Here is a 17,511-nt window from a genome sequence, read left to right on the forward strand (position 1 = left end):
AAACGAATGCTCATGAAAACATATATTTTTGGGATCATCTTCGCGGCATTGACCTTGGCGTCGTGCAGCGACTTTCTAGAAGAACTACCGGAAGACCGTTTTACGGAAGGTCAATTTTATCAGAACCTGGAACAAGCTCAGGCAGCGGTGGATGCTATTTACCAACCTATCCGTGTAACATCGGCTTTTGGGGGGCAGTATTTTCTGCAAGTGGAAATTATGGCCGAATTCTCTATCGGACGCGGATCTACCGCAGCTGTAGGTGCTTATCAGGGGCTTGACGCGACCAACGCATCACGCGTGGGTCTGGTGTGGCAATATTTATATCAAAGTATCTTCTATGCCAACACAGCCATTGAAAACATTGAGGCTATGGACAACATCAGCGATACAGACAAGAATCAATTGATTGCGGAGGCACGTTTCATGCGCGCCTTCTCTTATTATCACCTGGTAAGGCATTGGGGCGCAGTACCGTTGATCTTGTCGACCGAACAGGAGAGCACGCCACGCACACCTGCCGATGAAGTATATGCCAGCATTATTGCCGACCTGGAAAATGGCGAGTCCGTACTTCCCGATGCTCCGAAACAATACGGCCGCCCCACCAAATGGGCCAGTAGCGCCTTTCTCGCCGATGTATACCTAACGCGCCAGGACTACGCTAAAGCAGCGGAAAAAGCGGAAGAAGTCATCAATTCGGGTAAATTTTCGTTGGTGGATGTCAACACCTTGGACGATTGGGATAAAATCTTCGGACCGAGCGCTAATGGCACCTCGGAGGAAATCTTTTACCTGAAATACAGCCACCAAAATGGATGGCAGTGGCCACATAACCTGCTTTATCCCGGAACACCTTATTCTCCCTTCGGAAACTATGTAATGACTTCTTCTTTAGACAATAAATTCCTGAACGAATGGAGCAATGACGACTGGCGGAAACAATGGGGTGTATTTACTTCTTATTACAGCGAAAGTGCCGGGAAAGTAGTATCGTTGCCATCATTGGCACCTGTGCAGTTCAGCAAATTCCGCGATCCGGACGCACCCACTAATGCCGGACATGCCAACGATTATCCTTTTTTACGCTATGCGGACATCCTGCTGATCCATGCCGAAGCACAGGCCATGGCAGCAGGCACACCTTCGGCAGAAGCGATAGAACACTTGAATATGATCAAGCGACGCGGGTATGGCTATCCCAGCCAACAAGCTTCGGCCGTAGATTATGCAGCTTCAGGCTGGACTGCGGCGAAGTTTCAGGATACCGTATTACAAGAACGTGCCTATGAGCTCTTCTTAGAAGGGAAACGCTGGCTAGACCTGAAACGCACCGGAAAAATCAAAGAATCCATCTTGAAATACTTGGGTATTGTGGTGGCCGATGCACACATCAATTGGCCCATTCCTCAACAAGAGATCGATACTAATCCGGAAATCGGTCCGGAAGACCAGAATCCGGGCTATTAGTCCAAGCAATCATTGCGTAAAAACGTGCTCTATATGTTAGTCAATCTTATTATAAAACAAATGCGCTATACTGGACTTATCCTACTGGTTCTGCTATGCGACTTGCAGCTTAATGCCGCTGAAAAACAACTTATAACACTGGTAAATGAACAGATGAACATTGTTTTCGGTGCGTCTGATGGGCTGCTCAGATCTATTCATTTCCTTCGTGAGCAGGATGGTAAGATCATCCAGCCCAGTCGGGAGGAGGGTTCCCCCTGGGAAATTACGCTCGGCGACGGAGCGACGCAACGCGTCTTGCAGGCTGCTGAAGCCAGATCATTTACCTATAAGCGCGATGCCAACGCACTGGAACTTACCTGGAGCAACTTCGAACAATTGCCCACTGCATTTGCTGTTACCGTATGCGTTAGCCTGCTCCCCGATTCGGCCATGAGTGCCTGGCGCATCCGGGTAAATGGAACGCAAGGTACAGCGCTACGTAAAGTAAGCTTCCCGCGTGTGGCCGGCATACGTGATCTGCAGCAGGAAGCACTGGCCGTTCCAGACTGGATGGGATCACTATTAGCTGATCCACGTAAAGAGCTGCTTGCTCATGAACCTGAAAGAAGACGCTTTACATGGGCCTACCCCGGTTTTCTTTCGATGCAATTTGTATCGCTATACAATCCACAGCGATTTGGTCTGTACCTAGCCTGTACCGACTCTGCCTCCTATGCCAAGACCTTCTTTATGGCCATAGACCGCCAGCAGCAGCTTCTTTATGGTGTCGATCTCTTCCCTGATTACAATAAGGAAACAACTGATTTTACGCCAGACTATGACTTGCTCATCGGTAGTTTCAAAGGCAATTGGTTCCAAGCTGCTCAGCTTTATAAACAATGGGCAGTACGACAGGTATGGAGCAAGAATAGCCGCTTGAAGCAGGGTAAAGTACCCCAATGGTTACAGCACACTGGTTATTGGATATGGAACCGTGGAAGGGCCCAAAACGTGCTCGAACCAGCCATACAATTGCAGGAAACCTTGGAAACTCCCGTTAGTGTTTTATGGCACTGGTGGCACGGTGGCTCTTACGATGACTCTTTTCCGGAGTTTTTCCCACCTCGTGATGGTAAAGCTAATTTCGAAAAGGCGCTGCACACTGCACAACAGAAAGGCATTAGATCACTTGTCTATATGAACACGCTGGCGTGGGGAACATCAACCACCAGCTGGAAATACAAGCATGCGGCTCGTTATGCAGCAAAAGACATCAATGGAAATATCTATAGCCATGTGTACAACATATTTACCAACAAAGCGCTGGCCAATATGTGCGATGGTACCGATTTTTGGCAGCGATACTACGCATCTCTTGCTGATACGGCTATTAACCAGTACGGTGTTGATGGTATCTATATGGATCAGGCTTGCATCAATATGCCCTGTTATGATCCTAGCCACGGCCACACATTAGGGGGTGGAAACTATTGGATAAAAGGCTTTGCGGCAAAACAAAGCCAGGTGCGACATGTCTTTCCAACCAATGGCGAGCAGGTTTTAACTGGCGAAGGCACCGGCGAAAATTGGCTTCCCTACCTGGATGCTTTTCTGGCCTTGCCCGTCAGTCGGGAACGTTATGCCGGTATTCATGGTTGGCAGACCATTCCCCTTTTTCAAGCCGTTTATCATGAGTATGGTATCTTGTTCGGTAACTATTCTTCCTTACTTTCACCGCCATACGACGAAATGTGGCCGCGCGAACGTGCACCTAAAGATGCTGAAACACCGTTGGACACAGCCTTTAACAAACAGTTTTTGATGGAACAGGCCCGCTCGTACATATGGGGGATGCAGCCTACCATTGCCAATTACCAGGCCCTTCTCGATCGTATCAGACCAGATGAAATGGATTACATACGGCAGTTAGCAAAGGTGAGGCAGAGCGGACTGAAGTTTTTTCTGCATGGAAGCATGATGGAAACGCCCACGATGATGGTACCAAACGAGCGAATGCCGATTTCCAAACTTTCCATCTACGCCGGACAGAACGAGCAAGTAACCCGCTTTGAAAAAACTTTCCCACAGATCTATACCGCTGCATGGAAATCTGCCGACCGGCATTTGGCAGTGGCCATTGCCAGTATTTACGATCGTAATTTCCAGGTAAATTTCCGCGTGGATTGCGCTTCGTATGGTATTGCTCCATCGGGAACCATCATCGTGCATGACGGAGTAGGTACTCGAAAACTGGCTACCTACCGGAACGGTGAGGCCCTTGTTCAATTTGAAATTCCTAAAAAAGATATATGCTACGTAGAATTTGTTCCCGATCCGTCATAGCGGCTTGTGTAACGCTCTTTCTGGCGTGCGGTATACTGGCTAGCCAGGAAAGAGAGACGAACCGGCGTCTCGTGCTGGGAGCAGAACGGATAGATACCTATTTACCACTCTTGCAAGGAAAGCGAGTAGGATTAACGATTAATCAGAGTTCACGCGTGGGTGAAACTCGCCTGATAGATACACTGCTGGCAAGGAAGGTACAGGTGGTTCGGGCTTTCGGCCCGGAACACGGTGTAAACGGCCAAACGGCCGCGGCAACTGATGTAGACAATTCGGAAGACCCCCAAACACACACTCCGTTTATATCATTATTTGGGAAACAGGTAAAACCGCCTAAAGAAGATATAGCCGACATAGACATCATGGTGTTCGATATGCAAGACGTGGGTGTGCGATTTTATACCTATATCTCTACGTTACATTATGTGATGGAAGCCTGTGCCGAATCAGGGATCCCGCTCTTGTTATTAGATCGTCCGAACCCGAACGATGGTTACATAGATGGCCCCGTACGTGAAGCCAACTGCAGTTCGTTCATTGGCATGCATCCGATACCGATAGTTCATGGGATGACCTTGGGTGAATATGCACAAATGATTAATGGACAGCATTGGTTGAAAAACGGCATCCAGTGCAACTTAAAAGTGATAACTATGCAACATTACCGTCATGGTATGGGGTACACCCTGCCTATAGCTCCGTCGCCAAACCTGAATACCCAGCGATCGGTTATCCTATATCCTTCTTTATGCTGGTTTGGTGGAACCATTATCAGCGATGGCAGAGGAACGGGCACACCTTTTCAGCTGTTGGGTGCTCCTAGTTTAAAAGACAAATACCCATTCAGATTCGTTCCCCAACCCATTCCACACGTAGCCGAACGCCCCATGCACATGAGAGATACCTGCTATGGCATGGACCTGCGCCAAATCAGTCTGGATACCATCATCCGATCGAAAAAGTTACAACTGAAATGGCTGCTTTCTTTGTATGAAAATTATCCAGAGAAAGCGCACTTTTTTAATGGCGAAGCTCAGAACGGCCCCGATACGGTTATTCATTTTGACCTGCAAGCTGGCACCACACGTCTACGGAAACAGATCAAGGCAGGTCTCTCGGAAAATGAGATCAGGAAAAGTTGGCAAGACGGACTAGAAAAATTCAAAAAAATAAGAGAAAAATATATTCTATATCCATGATTTTATTTTTTTCATAAAAACCCTTTAAAACAAAAGCACTATGAGAAAACACCGATTATTATATTTGTTTTTAGTACTTACCTCAGTGGCAGTGCTATCTACTTCGAACGCTGTAAGTTCGGCGAATCTCCCGCGTGACAGCAGCCAGGTTATATTGGGTGTGGAACAGACCGCGGCTTACCTGCCCCTACTGCAGGGAAAACGGGTGGCACTAGCCATCAACAACACATCACAGCTCAATGGTAAATCAACCCTCGACACCTTATTGGCGTTGGGTGTTAAGATTGTGAAGGGATTTGGACCGGAACATGGTTTTCGCGGAAGTGCCAGTGCCGGCGCAACGGTGAAAGACGATATAGACGAAAAAACAGGCATCCCATTGGTTTCACTTTATGGTAAGAAGTATAAACCCACAAAAAAAGATATGCAGGGCATCGATGTGCTCATTTTTGATATGCAGGATGTGGGTACGCGCTTTTACACCTATTTAAGCACCCTCCATTACCTGATGGAGGCCTGTGCAGAAAACCAGATAGAACTCCTTATTCTGGACCGTCCAAACCCAAACGATGCCTATGTTGACGGGCCGATACTCAAAAAAGGATTCGAATCCTTCGTCGGTCTCCATCCCATTCCCATCACACACGGACTCACCTTCGGAGAGTATGCCGGTATGATTAATGGCGAAGGGTGGTTGCCTAAAGGTCTCACTTGTAAACTCACCGTGATCAAGCTTCAACATTACCACCACGGCAAGCCTTATGTCTTACCTATCCCACCATCACCCAACCTCAACACACAGCACGCAATCTACTTATACCCTTCTACTTGCTTATTTGAAGGAACGGCCATTAGCGAAGGCCGTGGCACCATGAACCCCTTCGCCGTCATTGGTAGTCCGGCCCTTAAAAACAAGTATACTTTTTCATTCACCCCTCAGGTAATTCCAGGGATGGTAGACAAGCCGAAGTATCTGGGACAAATCTGTTATGGATTAGACCTACGGAAATACGACACCCAATTATTCATTGACAGCGGCCGGATTAATTTATCATGGCTAAAAGAATTATATGCTGCCTATCCGGATAAGGCCCATTTCTTCCGTCAATCGTTCAGTCTGCTAGCCGGCACAGATCAACTGGAAAAGCAGATCCGTGAAGGCAAAAGTGTAGCAGAGATTCGCAGTAGCTGGGAACCGGCACTATCGAACTATAAAAAAACAAGGGCGAAATACCTCCTTTATCCCGATTACCCCAAAGTATCTCACTAATTTTTATTCAAATAAATTTTTCTTTCAATGACAAAAGCCTGCATAACATAATTCACCACCTTTTTATGGTCATGCAGGTATCATCTATCAATCGGTAAGGTAAAAAAATGATAACAACTACAGAACAAGAATCAAATTACAAGCACTTAGAACAAATGTCGGTGCTGGAAACACTTCAAAACATCAACAAGGAAGATCAACAGGTGGCCCTATCCGTACAACAGGCGATTCCTCAAATCGAACAGCTCATCCGTGCAACAGTGGTGAACATGCAACAGGGAGGTCGCTTATTTTACATCGGTGCAGGTACCAGTGGCCGCCTAGGCATTTTAGACGCTTCTGAATGTCCACCCACTTTCGGTATTCCCACAGACTGGGTTGTTGGCCTTATTGCCGGTGGAGACCACGCCATACAACATGCGGTTGAATTTGCCGAAGACGATGAAACACAGGCATGGAAAGATTTGGGACACTACCATGTGCACGAAAAAGATACCCTTATTGGTATTGCTGCATCGGGGAAAACGCCCTATGTTCTGGGCGGTATAAACGCAGCCAATGAAGCCGGTTTAACTACCGGATGCATCGTTTGCAACGCGCAAAGCCCTATCGCAGCGGCAGTACAGTTTCCCGTCGAGCTAATTGTAGGCCCGGAATTTGTGACCGGATCGACCCGCATGAAAGCAGGCACAGCACAAAAACTCGCCCTGAACATGATCAGTACTACTATCATGATTCAGCTGGGCCGGGTAAAGGGTAATAAAATGGTGGATATGCAATTAAGCAACCGTAAATTATTCGACCGTGGGATCCGCATCATTCAGCAGGAAACGCAGGCCGATATCCAAACTGCTACCGCACTTCTTGAAAAGTATGGAAGTGTGCGTGAAGCATTGGAACATTTTCATGCCGATAAGCATTAATTAAAATAGCATGACTCCTACCTTTTTATTACTTTTTCTCATCTGCTATTTCAGCATACTCATGACCATAGCCTACGCCACCGCCCGTGGCAAGGCCGATAATACGACGTTTTTTCTTGCCAACCGAAACTCCAAGTGGTATATGGTGGCCTTCGGGATGATCGGCACAACTCTTTCCGGAGTGACGTTCATATCGGTTCCGGGAGCCGTGGGGCTTAGCCAGTTCAGCTATTTCCAGTTTATATTGGGAAATGCTGTGGGCTTTATGATTATTGCCTACGTATTGCTTCCCCTATATTATCGGATGAACCTCACTTCTATTTACACTTACCTGGAGTCTCGTTTCGGCAAGCGGAGCTATCAAACCGGAGCCTTTCTTTTTCTAGTATCCCGTACGATCGGTTCAGCATTCAGGCTCTACTTGGTCGTCATCATCTTACAACGCTACATATTCGATGAATGGCATATCCCTTTCTTTGTTACCGTTGCGCTCTGCTTATTGCTCATCTGGATGTATACTAGTAAAGGCGGACTGAAAACTATCATTGTTACTGATATGTTGCAAACATTTTTTTTAGTACTTGCCGTAGTGCTTTCTATTTATTTTATCGCCCGCAGCCTCAACCTTTCTGCCATTGATGCATTCGAAACGATCAAGCACAGCTCCTACTCAAAAATCTTTTTCTGGGATCACTTCACGGACAATAACAAGCACTTCTTGAAGCACTTTATCGGCGGGATTTTTGTGACCGTTGCTATGACCGGACTAGACCAGGACCTGATGCAAAAAAACCTCAGCATGAAAACAATCGGCGAAGCCCAAAAAAACATGCTGACTTTTACCGGCGTTTTTTTGATGGTCAATTTGTTTTTTTTAGCGGTAGGCGCCCTATTATACCTCTATGCAGCACAAGTGGGCATACAGCTTGCTAGCCTACTGACACCGGATTACCTTTATCCGGAAATAGCCCTTCGACACCTCGCGGTATTACCAGGCATCATCTTTATGCTCGGTTTAACCGCAGCAACTTTCGCTACTACAGACTCTGCACTGACAGCACTTACCACCTCTTTTTGCGTTGATTTTCTCCATTTCAATAAAAAAACTGACCCAAATGAACCGACTCTAATAAAAACAAGAAACTGGGTTCATCTTGGTTTTTCGGTTTTAATATTGGTGGTAGTGGTTGCTTTCCGTATGCTCAACAACGATTCGGTTGTAAATGCTATATTTACTGCCGCCAGCTACACATATGGTCCTATGCTCGGACTTTTCGCTTTCGGCATACTTACACGCAGAAAAGCTAACGATCACTTTGTTCCCTTCATCTGTATTATCGCCCCATTTTTATGCTACCTGATCAATAAAGCGATTTTGATACCCTATACGCATTATGTCGTTGGTTTTGAGTTAATTGTTTACAATGGTGCCCTAACAATGTTGGCTTTATTTTGCACTTCTATAAATAAACAGAAGGGATAATGATGCGGATTTACCCGTGGCTGCTTCGATCAGATTTATCTCCATAGTAAGAAATGCAATAATCAACCGGCATGGAAAAATATTTGTACCTTTATTGTGTCAGGGGTTTTTAGTTTTTTTCATCTTTCAATCTTCGCATTCGATAGTCATTGTATTAAAATCAATAACTGTTTTAGAGAACGTATTTTTAAAAAAACTGACTCCAACTTCACCATCAAAATTATTGATATTGGCCATTGTATACACTTCTCTCTGGGGCTTAGTAGTGTCAATCTTTCTTCCATCAAAATATATTTGCGGGTTTTCCACTCTTTGCCGCTCCATATTTTCTTGGACCCCCAGAAATCCAGTACGGAAATAGGGTTGTTTTTCGGTGTTATATTTTACATAATCACAATTTGACTTGAAAAAGTACGGGTATGTTAAAAACAGATAATGATCAGCGCCAAAATCTAAAAAGCCGATAAAATCTGTGTCATTTATTTTCATATTAAGATATGGCGCATTTACAATAAACATGATATTCGGGTCCAGACCTCTTCTGATAGACTTTTGCTCTTTTGTTTGTGGAATGACTAGCGTATTTGATTTCCAATCAAATTCAAATCTACCTATCATCTTCATTGTTGGAAGCCCAAAAAGAACCTGCTTGCTTTTCAGTAAGTTGTTCGCTAAATCTTGTCTAAAATCAGGATTTAAATGACTAGGTATATTTGAAATAAATTTATCAATTACTACACTCACAGGTATATTATAAAGCTTTATACCGGTCAATTCAATACTATCCAGATACCCTTCGATTGCTTTAATTGGTTTTCCGTTTAATGAATGGACACTGTCTTGATTGGGTTTATATTTAACGCCAATCTCGTCAGCCAACTCTTTCTCCATCATACAGAACTCCGTGACACCCGTATCAAAATACGTTTCTACCGTATGACCATTATATTGAGCATCAAATCGAATATGCACATTATCTTTAAGCTTTATTTCGTTGTCTTTCTCATCTCGTATTAATCTCCTTATCGGCTCATTTTTAAGCTTCTCTTTCAATAAAGATATTTTGATCTGCGCTTCTCCAATTTCTTTGTTTATGGTTTCAGCATCCAAGGAGTAAGGATTTTCTTTCAAATAATTTATGTGCCTTTCAACTGCAGAAATGGACTTTTCGAATTGTTGTTTGCTTTCATAAGTCTCACATAGTCGAACATAGTATTGCCCCACAACAGGTCCTATAGTGTGGACACGTTGCGGATTTCCTAAAAATTCTTCCAAGTAGATGATGGTACTGTCAGGTTTATTAAATGCAAGCGACATATGCATATTATATACCAAGTCTAGATCTGGTGGTAATTGATCTTTATGCTGTAACTTAAATTCTCTGGCTTCAAAATTTCTCCCCTTCAGTAATAAATCATAAAGCTCTTGCGCATAGTTGCGTTGTATTTGTCCATAAGACAACATGTTAAAACCCAATAGGATTAATAAAGATAAATATATTCTCATATTACAAAAAAAAGTTAGGGTATAGGATACTGACCTCTTACCGAATCTAGGAGTCTTCTAAAATAGAAAAATCCTTCTGTAAACAATCAGCAATCGCCAAATATTTTATGCCCAAAAATTTTTTTTCGGAGCCAGCTTGATTATTTCTATTAAGCCGACAATTCACAGTCCTTTCATCGTTTATTTAAAAAACCGCACATCGGTTTCTCCATCGGAATTTAGGCCGTCTTTTAATTAACCTGATAAATGGGAAAAATCAGTACATTATCTTCAATCGTGATATTACCACCTCTTCGAGCATAATATCCTGATATTTGACCTTAGAACAAATGAGTGAGTTGTTTCAAAAATCTAAATCCACTGTTAATGAACATGTGCTCAATATTTTTAAGTAGGGCGAGTTAATAGAAGAAGATGTAAAGAGAAAAATCGGAATTTCCGATTTTTCTACCAAGCCAACCAATTATTACAACCTCGATGTCATTATCTCGGTTGGCTACCGTGTCAAGAGCCATCAGGGCACCAAGTTTAGGCAGTGAACCACTGCTCGTTTACGGGAATACATCGTTAAAGGCTTCACGATGAACGACGAATTGCAAGCAAGCAGGAGGAGGAAATTACAATGATACGTCTAATAAAACTAACTTGTTGGTTCTTTCTGAATACTTCTTAAGATTTAATGATAAATGAAAAAATCATAAAAAATATGGTTTTATAATCGTTCTTCGGATTTCATAATTATTTTTCACAAATTGTGGTAATTAAAATTCATTTTTCAGTATGGAAAATAATAACTTTTCACCAAGTGTAACTGTTTTTCACGGACATTCCGCTCCAGAAGAAGGGTATTTAGCCGGATATGCAGAAACCTAACAGTACTATAACGGTTATTAAGCGGTTGTTGAAATACATCTCAGTTTAAATTGATTCTTTCAGCAAAGATAGTGCTTTATGGGCACTTACACCTGCCTATGAGATCACAATTTGTGACCTCCAAAAAAACAACTATCTTGGTAGGGAAGTATAAATTATGCACCTGAATCAATATTTAAAATATTTTCTAAGAGATCATTTCAATGGTTTAACCCTTAAACAGCCTCTTTTTTATAACTGGCCCATGGCACTGCGTTTCAATTTGCAGCATGGCGAGGTAGGAACCACATCCTATTTTCAAGAAGTGGTTCATCGGGCAACCCAGTTATTCGAAGAAGTATTCGAACCGGCAGATTCGCTTTTTTTCGTACTAACCGATTTTCGATATAAGAGGCGAAAAATACATTTTAGGAATTTCTGTTTTCAATGCATTAAGCAGTTAAAGAAAAATGAAATATCCTTTAGTGTTTTACGTCAACTGTATGATCATGATAAAGGCGACGTTTATAACCGGGCTGTTGTTCTAACAACGGTCGGCAGACTTGATGTTGTTTCGTTGCTAAGTGCCATTGCGCATAAAGATTTTCCAGAACAACATCCACAACTAGGGCAGGAGCCACTTTCATCAAAAGACATTTACCTCATAAACACCAGTAAACGCATTATTTTTCACATGTACGATGATAGGGGGATGGACAGAAAACTTTCATCTCAACTTTGTTAATTATTTTCCTTGTTCAGGGGCTAAGTTTAGCCTGTCTCTTAGAGCTCTCATGATTGATTGGCGCATGAAATTTGAATTGGATCTCTTGCAATCGGATGCCTTGTTTTCTATCTTTATAAACGTATAGGTAATAAAAGAGGTCTTGTTATGAATAGAGCCGCTGGATTGAAAGGACAACTCAAGGCAGGTAAAGTATATCGAAGAGAAGACTTAACTAAATACTCTAATGCTGTAGACAGGCATTTGGCAGAATTGGTCAATGAAGGAACGCTCGAAAAGGTAGCGCAGGGTTTGTATTATTTTCCGAAGCAATCTGTTTTTGGAGCTGTACCTCCGGATGATGATACATTGGTCCGTAGTTTTCTTAAGGATGACAACTTTTTATTGACCTCGCCTAATAGTTACAATACCTTGCGTATAGGTACAACGCAATTATACAACAAGCGTGTAGTTTATAATAGAAAGCGCCATGGTGAGGTTGTGCTGAACGGAAGAAAGTTCTACTTCCATAAAACACCTTATTTTCCAAAAAAGGCTACACCTGAATTTCTTTTGATCGATTTAGTTAATCATCTTGATGACCTTGCTGAAGATCGTAAGATGGTTTTACAGAATGCGCTGTCTAAAGCAAAAACCATGAATTTCAACAAGCTAAAGTATGCATTACGGGAGTATGGACATTCGAAAACAAAAAAAATATTTGAATCTACATTAGCCGAAATGAAGCCAACTGAACATGTCCACTAAATATCTTCACGAAAGAAAAGAATTTTCAGACCTTCTCCGTATTCTGGAAAAGGAAACCTTGTTATCATCCAGGTTATATACTGGTTGAAAAACTTCAAACTATTGCCACTAAATATAGACAGGAATAAGAAAGTGGCGAAGAACGTCAAAATTTGATGGGCCAGTATTACGATGTATATTGTTTGCTAGGCTTGCCGGCAATTCAGGAACTTATAGATAGTGATGCTTACCATGCACATAAAGAAAGCAGATTTCCTAAAAAGGATTATGAAATACCTATGCAGAAAAATGAGGCGTTTCTCCTTTCGGCACCAGAAAAGCGGAAAAGATTTCGAGAACGTTATATTAAAACCAAACCTTTGTATTACAGGGAACAGCCTGAATTTGAATTGTTATTGGAACGAATAGGTAAGTATATCCATGTGCTATAAAACCATCACAAGCTTCAAACGATTATATTCTTCTTGATCTTGTTTTTTTATGAATGGCCCTAGAACCTTTCTCAAGATTTGAAGATGAATCTGTTGTACAGAAGCTTTTAGACGCTGTCAAAGATAAAGGGTGTATTCAACGAGTAGGAACTAGAGGCGGGTATTTTAAAATATTGAAAGAATAAGAAATTACAGCGATATGTTTCAAATTTTTGAACTATATTAAATATCGTTCGGGCAATCCAGAACAAAAAAGAGGGTTATTACATCAAAAGTAAATCCGTAAACGTGTTCAAACCGGTAACAAGTTGTGACTAGTTCATTTTCCCTATGCAGTACTTAGGTATTACAGATTGTGATACTACCTAACGATGTATAAGAAAATGCCGAGCTTTCAATTGCCCAATGTAAGTACTATCTTAGCCTTACAAAATTAATCGATGCCGCCATATACCCATACCTTACAGCAATATTTACAGGCCTTTGCCAAGCGCCAGTATTACTGCTTTCTTTAATAGAGCTGGTAGAAAAGGGATGGGTAACCGACAATCGATTTTACATCACGCCAGAACTGGTGGGCACTTTTTTAGAGAATTGGCGATTGTTGGTCACCACACCCCATAGTGCTGATTTTACCCAACCATTCTATTACCTACAGAGCGATCGGGTAGGAGGCGAACCTTTTTGGATGTTGGTACCCCAGTCCGGCTGTCAGATCAACGCGCACATCAAGAGTGTAAACACCCTAAAAGCGCTATTAGCCTATGGCACTATGAAGGCCGATCTTTTTGAACTGCTACTCCAAATAACGGATAGAACTGTTTTACAGCAGTTTTTATTGGATAAATACTTTCCCGATACCAAAGCCGTATTTTTGAAACACAAGCAGATCGGTGATGGGTTTCTGCATCAGGTGGAAGGTTATGTGCTGAATGAGCCGGAGGCTAAGCTAAAAAAGATCAGCATCCATACCGAAGAGGAAGTATTTGTACGTAGTGGGCTGTTTAAAAAATACATTCCACAGGTTTATAACGATACCTGTGCATTTACCGGCATGCGGTTAACCTCACCATTCAGCCGTAACTTTATAGATGCCTGCCATATTGTTCCATTCCGTGTTAGCCATGATGATAAAGTAAATAACGGTATTGCCCTTTGCCCTAATATGCACTGCGCCTTTGATAGAGGGTTGCTGAGCATTGGTACTGATTTGGAGATATTGGTTTCTCCGCATTTGCAGGAAAATACCGAACACCCTTACAGCTTAGCTCAATTAAAATCCAAAAAAGTATGGTTACCTCATAACAGAACCTATTGGCCAGAGCAGGAGAATCTGATATGGCATCGGGAGCACGTTTTTAAACGATAGGATGGCCAAACTATTCCTTGGCCTTTACCGTTATATTTGTACCATGGCATATCATCCCATAGGCGAAGAACCCATTAAAGTACCCCGCTTTGATGAAGCTGCAGGTTTCTATACCACCAAGCAGCGCAGCAAGATCATGTCAAAAATTAAAGGTAAAAATTCCAAACCCGAGTTGATGCTCCGTAGGGCTTTGTGGGCCAAAAATTTAAGATTCCGGTTGCACGACAAAACCTTAGCCGGTAAGCCCGATATCGTTATCAAAAAATATAAGCTTGCCATATTCATTGATGGGGAGTTTTGGCATGGGTATGATTGGGAAAACCTAAGGGCCCGGCTAAATAAAAATAGAGCATTCTGGGTGCCTAAAATTGAGCGAAATATGCAGAAAGATAGAATACATAATGAACAATTAAAAGCAATGGGATATGTTGTGTTTCGCTTTTGGTCTGAAGATGTACTTAAAAATACGGATCGAGTTGTTAACCAAATCATGTTGTATATAGAGGCTGCCCGAGAAACAAAGATCCCATGGTTATTAAGCTAAAAAGTTTCTTTATGGCAACCCACTTCTTTATGTACTGTTGTAATCCTGTCAAGAATAAGTGTTACAAAAGTACAAAAAACGCGTATGTCCTTATTATGCTAATACATTGAAGCAGAAGCTCAATATTACCTCCCTTCTCCAATAGCACTGGGAAGTATGGGCTTGAAACCCAAATTAACATTCCTGTCAAAAAATCTAATAACACTTTAGGGCAAGGAATAAAGTAGTCAAATTAGTCCTTTGAGATGATAAAAATTTGATTGCTATAAAAAACTAAAGACAATAGTATCCATATAAGGTAAAAAGTTTTTTTGCATAAATTTTTAGTTATACTCGATTGTTGATAACTTCTGTGGTTAATCCCTTTGTTTATAAAGATAATGTCCGTAAAATTGTCCGTGTCCGTAAAACTGTCCGTAATATGATAAATGTTAAATTCTACCTTGATAAGCCAGATAAAAACAAAAAATACCCTGTCCATCTAGTCATAAGGCAGAAGGATGTGCAAATTAAGGTTGCTACCGGCGAGAAAATCAACAAAAAGGATTGGGATACTAAAAAACAATCGGTAATTGGTGATTGTCCTGATGCAAATGAAATCAATGCTTTCCTTTGTTTTTTAAAACATGAAGTTGAAAAATATTTTGAGACAGCTCCCCATAGCCACTTTACGGAAAAGAAAATAAAAGAAAAGATACAGGAATTTGTTCTTTCCCGGAAAGAAAATGTAGAGCCAAAAATACTGACGGAAGAGCCTGCAGAATACCAAAATAAACAAAGGGTTACTTTTATTGACCTATTTGCAGGGGCTGGGGGATTTAGCGAAGGCTTTTTGCAAGCCGAACATGGCAATTTTATTTATGACTTTTTGGTAGGAAGCGACATCAATGAAAATTGTGAATTGACGCATTTAGCGCGCTATAACTACCAATTAGGTATGGATGCTGAGTTTCTAAGGCAGGATATTACAGAACCAGATTTTCTAGATAATTTATTGGCAAAGATAAATGGCCGTCAAGTAGATGTCGTTTGTGGTGGACCGCCATGCCAAAGTTTTAGTTTAGCTGGTAAACGAAAGAAATTTGACAAGAAGGACGATCTTTTTTCACATTACCTAAAAATAATACGTAAACTACGCCCAAAGTATTTTGTGATGGAAAACGTAAAAGGTATCCTCACCAAGGAGAAAGGGAAGATATGTGAGATGATATTACAAGAAATCCGGTCAATCGTTGATCTGGAAGAATTCCCGCAGCTACTTGCTTTCGTTTCTCGATTAAAAAAGAATGAAAAAGACCAGACGTTTTTGTTAGAATGTTATAACCAGCGGTTGCGTTTTGAAATGTCAATGGACACTCAGCTAGAACAGCTGCGTGAAAGTTACCTTCAAAGTGTGGAAAATAGGTTTAAGCAGCTTACCCCAAAAATTGTAGATTATAAAACCAGTAAAACCGATATCCGGATAAACACCATTCGACGTGGGTTTAGCCTGTTAAAAAGGAGCCAGGAATTGGCATCGCTTCGTTCAAAAGTTATTCATGAGAAGAACGCTTGCAATTTACACAATGACTTTTTTTCTGAAGATTTCGACACTTTTCTTACCGCCATTGATTCTGCAACTATTATAGATCGGGTTCATGAAGCATTTGAGGGAATAAACTATGCCAAACAATATGCGGACGATGTTAACGACATTGTAAAGGCTCTGGAGATTTATGATTATTCGTTTGATGAATGTGTTGAGGGGTTAAGGTTGTTTGCTACCAAGCATAAATGCCTAGAAGAGTTCGAAAATTTGCTTTTACAGATTCGGTTATACCAAATAGAAAAGCCCTTTGTCGCTTTGGCATCTAACTATGGTGTTCCGCAAAATAGGGAGCGCGTGCTCTTTATAGGTTGCCGTAAAGACCAACAGTTGATTAAAAACGTTCCGGCTACCGTAACAGAAAAGGAGAAGGTAACGGTTTTTGAGGCGTTGTACGATTTAGACTTTGTTGGCAATGGTGATGAAAAATTTGCTTATGAAAATGTCGACCTAAAAGCAAGGTACAATGGTTCTACGGAAAAGATGCTTAATATAATTAAGAAGAGAGCCATTAACGGAAAGGTAGAATCTGAAAATGGGATGACATACGCAGAATGGTCGAGAAAGGGCAGGCTTAACGGTCGTTTTGTACATGCAAAGAACCCATTTTATGTACGAAATTTTGATGAATTAGGTAACCCGATTGCTCATCTGGTTGCCCCATTGCATAACCATAAAACCAGCAAGCAGAATACAGAAGTTATCAAAAGACTAAATGTTATTTTGGGAGAGGGGGATTATGCAGATGCTAAAAAGAAACTTAGGGCGCTGGGTTTGGATTCAGACAAACGAAATTATAATGTACTGAAGGCAGAAGGACAAAGCCCTACTGTTATGACCATACCAGATGATTATATACATTTCGCAAGTCCTAGGGCTTTAACGGTGAGAGAAATGGCGCGTTTGCAATCGTTTGATGATTCATTTGTTTTTCAAGGTAAGCGGTCAACTGGAGGCGATAAGCGGAAATCAGAGGTTCCGCAGTATACGCTAGTAGGGAATGCGGTGCCACCGCTTTTGGCTAGGGCGGTTGCCATTGAAGTCTTGAAACATATTAAATAA

14 protein-coding genes are annotated in these 17,511 nt (G+C 41.8%); 13 read left to right on the forward strand and 1 reads right to left on the reverse strand.

What is annotated here, in order from left to right:
• The first annotated feature begins 12 nt into the window (after positions 1 to 12).
• The 6 genes from ABD930_RS06260 to ABD930_RS06285 all read left to right on the forward strand — a co-directional run bounded on the left by ABD930_RS06260 (position 13) and on the right by ABD930_RS06285 (position 8,670).
• The gene (locus tag ABD930_RS06260) at positions 13 to 1,470 is read left to right on the forward strand and encodes a RagB/SusD family nutrient uptake outer membrane protein (RefSeq protein ID WP_345230857.1); all 1,458 of its coding nucleotides are present in this window, start codon (positions 13 to 15) and stop codon (positions 1,468 to 1,470) included.
• Between the two features lie 33 nt (positions 1,471 to 1,503).
• Positions 1,504 to 3,795: a DUF6259 domain-containing protein gene (locus tag ABD930_RS06265; RefSeq protein ID WP_345230858.1), complete on the forward strand. Its 2,292-nt coding sequence runs from the start codon at positions 1,504 to 1,506 to the stop codon at positions 3,793 to 3,795.
• A complete protein-coding gene (locus tag ABD930_RS06270; RefSeq protein WP_345230859.1) occupies positions 3,762 to 4,994 on the forward strand; it encodes an exo-beta-N-acetylmuramidase NamZ family protein in 1,233 nt (410 codons plus the stop codon). The genes ABD930_RS06265 and ABD930_RS06270 overlap by 34 nt, the downstream gene beginning before the upstream one ends.
• Positions 4,995 to 5,034: 40 nt before the next feature.
• A complete protein-coding gene (locus ABD930_RS06275; protein ID WP_345230860.1) occupies positions 5,035 to 6,264 on the forward strand; it encodes an exo-beta-N-acetylmuramidase NamZ family protein in 1,230 nt (409 codons plus the stop codon).
• Between the two features lie 107 nt (positions 6,265 to 6,371).
• Entirely contained in the window at positions 6,372 to 7,187 is an 816-nt protein-coding gene (gene murQ, locus ABD930_RS06280; RefSeq protein WP_345230861.1) for an N-acetylmuramic acid 6-phosphate etherase, read from the forward strand.
• 10 nt (positions 7,188 to 7,197) lie between these two features.
• The gene (locus tag ABD930_RS06285; RefSeq protein WP_345230862.1) at positions 7,198 to 8,670 is read left to right on the forward strand and encodes a sodium:solute symporter; all 1,473 of its coding nucleotides are present in this window, start codon (positions 7,198 to 7,200) and stop codon (positions 8,668 to 8,670) included.
• Positions 8,671 to 8,796: 126 nt separating this feature from the next.
• Here the strand turns inward: ABD930_RS06285 and ABD930_RS06290 are convergent, their stop codons facing one another.
• Entirely contained in the window at positions 8,797 to 10,176 is a 1,380-nt protein-coding gene (locus ABD930_RS06290; RefSeq protein WP_345230863.1) for a retropepsin-like aspartic protease, read from the reverse strand.
• 434 nt (positions 10,177 to 10,610) lie between these two features.
• Here ABD930_RS06290 and rhuM point away from each other — a divergent pair, with 434 nt between their 5' ends.
• The 7 genes from rhuM to ABD930_RS06320 all read left to right on the forward strand — a co-directional run bounded on the left by rhuM (position 10,611) and on the right by ABD930_RS06320 (position 17,511).
• On the forward strand, positions 10,611 to 10,715 hold the full coding sequence (gene rhuM, locus ABD930_RS21840; RefSeq protein ID WP_425571109.1) for a RhuM family protein: 105 nt from the start codon (positions 10,611 to 10,613) through the stop codon (positions 10,713 to 10,715).
• A gap of 491 nt (positions 10,716 to 11,206) precedes the next feature.
• The gene (locus ABD930_RS06295; protein WP_345230864.1) at positions 11,207 to 11,773 is read left to right on the forward strand and encodes a DUF3885 domain-containing protein; all 567 of its coding nucleotides are present in this window, start codon (positions 11,207 to 11,209) and stop codon (positions 11,771 to 11,773) included.
• 147 nt (positions 11,774 to 11,920) lie between these two features.
• A complete protein-coding gene (locus ABD930_RS06300) occupies positions 11,921 to 12,520 on the forward strand; it encodes a DUF6088 family protein (RefSeq protein WP_345230865.1) in 600 nt (199 codons plus the stop codon).
• 155 nt (positions 12,521 to 12,675) lie between these two features.
• Positions 12,676 to 12,951 (forward strand): hypothetical protein, encoded by a 276-nt coding sequence (locus ABD930_RS06305; RefSeq protein WP_345230866.1) that lies wholly within the window; start codon positions 12,676 to 12,678, stop codon positions 12,949 to 12,951.
• Positions 12,952 to 13,525: 574 nt separating this feature from the next.
• A complete protein-coding gene (locus ABD930_RS06310) occupies positions 13,526 to 14,320 on the forward strand; it encodes an HNH endonuclease (RefSeq protein ID WP_345230867.1) in 795 nt (264 codons plus the stop codon).
• Position 14,321: 1 nt separating this feature from the next.
• On the forward strand, positions 14,322 to 14,864 hold the full coding sequence (locus ABD930_RS06315) for a very short patch repair endonuclease (protein ID WP_345230868.1): 543 nt from the start codon (positions 14,322 to 14,324) through the stop codon (positions 14,862 to 14,864).
• A gap of 421 nt (positions 14,865 to 15,285) precedes the next feature.
• Complete coding sequence (locus ABD930_RS06320) at positions 15,286 to 17,511, forward strand: DNA cytosine methyltransferase (protein ID WP_345230869.1); 2,226 nt, start codon at positions 15,286 to 15,288, stop codon at positions 17,509 to 17,511.

It is taken from the genome of Olivibacter ginsenosidimutans, from assembly GCF_039542865.1.
GTDB classification, from domain to species: domain Bacteria; phylum Bacteroidota; class Bacteroidia; order Sphingobacteriales; family Sphingobacteriaceae; genus Olivibacter; species Olivibacter ginsenosidimutans.

Coding starts and splice junctions, on each gene's coding strand:
- ABD930_RS06260 (WP_345230857.1), top strand. CDS start 13: ATGAAAACATATATTTTTGGGATCATCTTCGCGGCATTGACCTTGGCG.
- ABD930_RS06265 (WP_345230858.1), top strand. CDS start 1,504: ATGTTAGTCAATCTTATTATAAAACAAATGCGCTATACTGGACTTATC.
- ABD930_RS06270 (WP_345230859.1), top strand. CDS start 3,762: ATGCTACGTAGAATTTGTTCCCGATCCGTCATAGCGGCTTGTGTAACG.
- ABD930_RS06275 (WP_345230860.1), top strand. CDS start 5,035: ATGAGAAAACACCGATTATTATATTTGTTTTTAGTACTTACCTCAGTG.
- murQ (WP_345230861.1), top strand. CDS start 6,372: ATGATAACAACTACAGAACAAGAATCAAATTACAAGCACTTAGAACAA.
- ABD930_RS06285 (WP_345230862.1), top strand. CDS start 7,198: ATGACTCCTACCTTTTTATTACTTTTTCTCATCTGCTATTTCAGCATA.
- ABD930_RS06290 (WP_345230863.1), bottom strand. CDS start 10,176: ATGAGAATATATTTATCTTTATTAATCCTATTGGGTTTTAACATGTTG.
- ABD930_RS06295 (WP_345230864.1), top strand. CDS start 11,207: ATGCACCTGAATCAATATTTAAAATATTTTCTAAGAGATCATTTCAAT.
- ABD930_RS06300 (WP_345230865.1), top strand. CDS start 11,921: ATGAATAGAGCCGCTGGATTGAAAGGACAACTCAAGGCAGGTAAAGTA.
- ABD930_RS06305 (WP_345230866.1), top strand. CDS start 12,676: ATGGGCCAGTATTACGATGTATATTGTTTGCTAGGCTTGCCGGCAATT.
- ABD930_RS06315 (WP_345230868.1), top strand. CDS start 14,322: ATGGCCAAACTATTCCTTGGCCTTTACCGTTATATTTGTACCATGGCA.
- ABD930_RS06320 (WP_345230869.1), top strand. CDS start 15,286: ATGATAAATGTTAAATTCTACCTTGATAAGCCAGATAAAAACAAAAAA.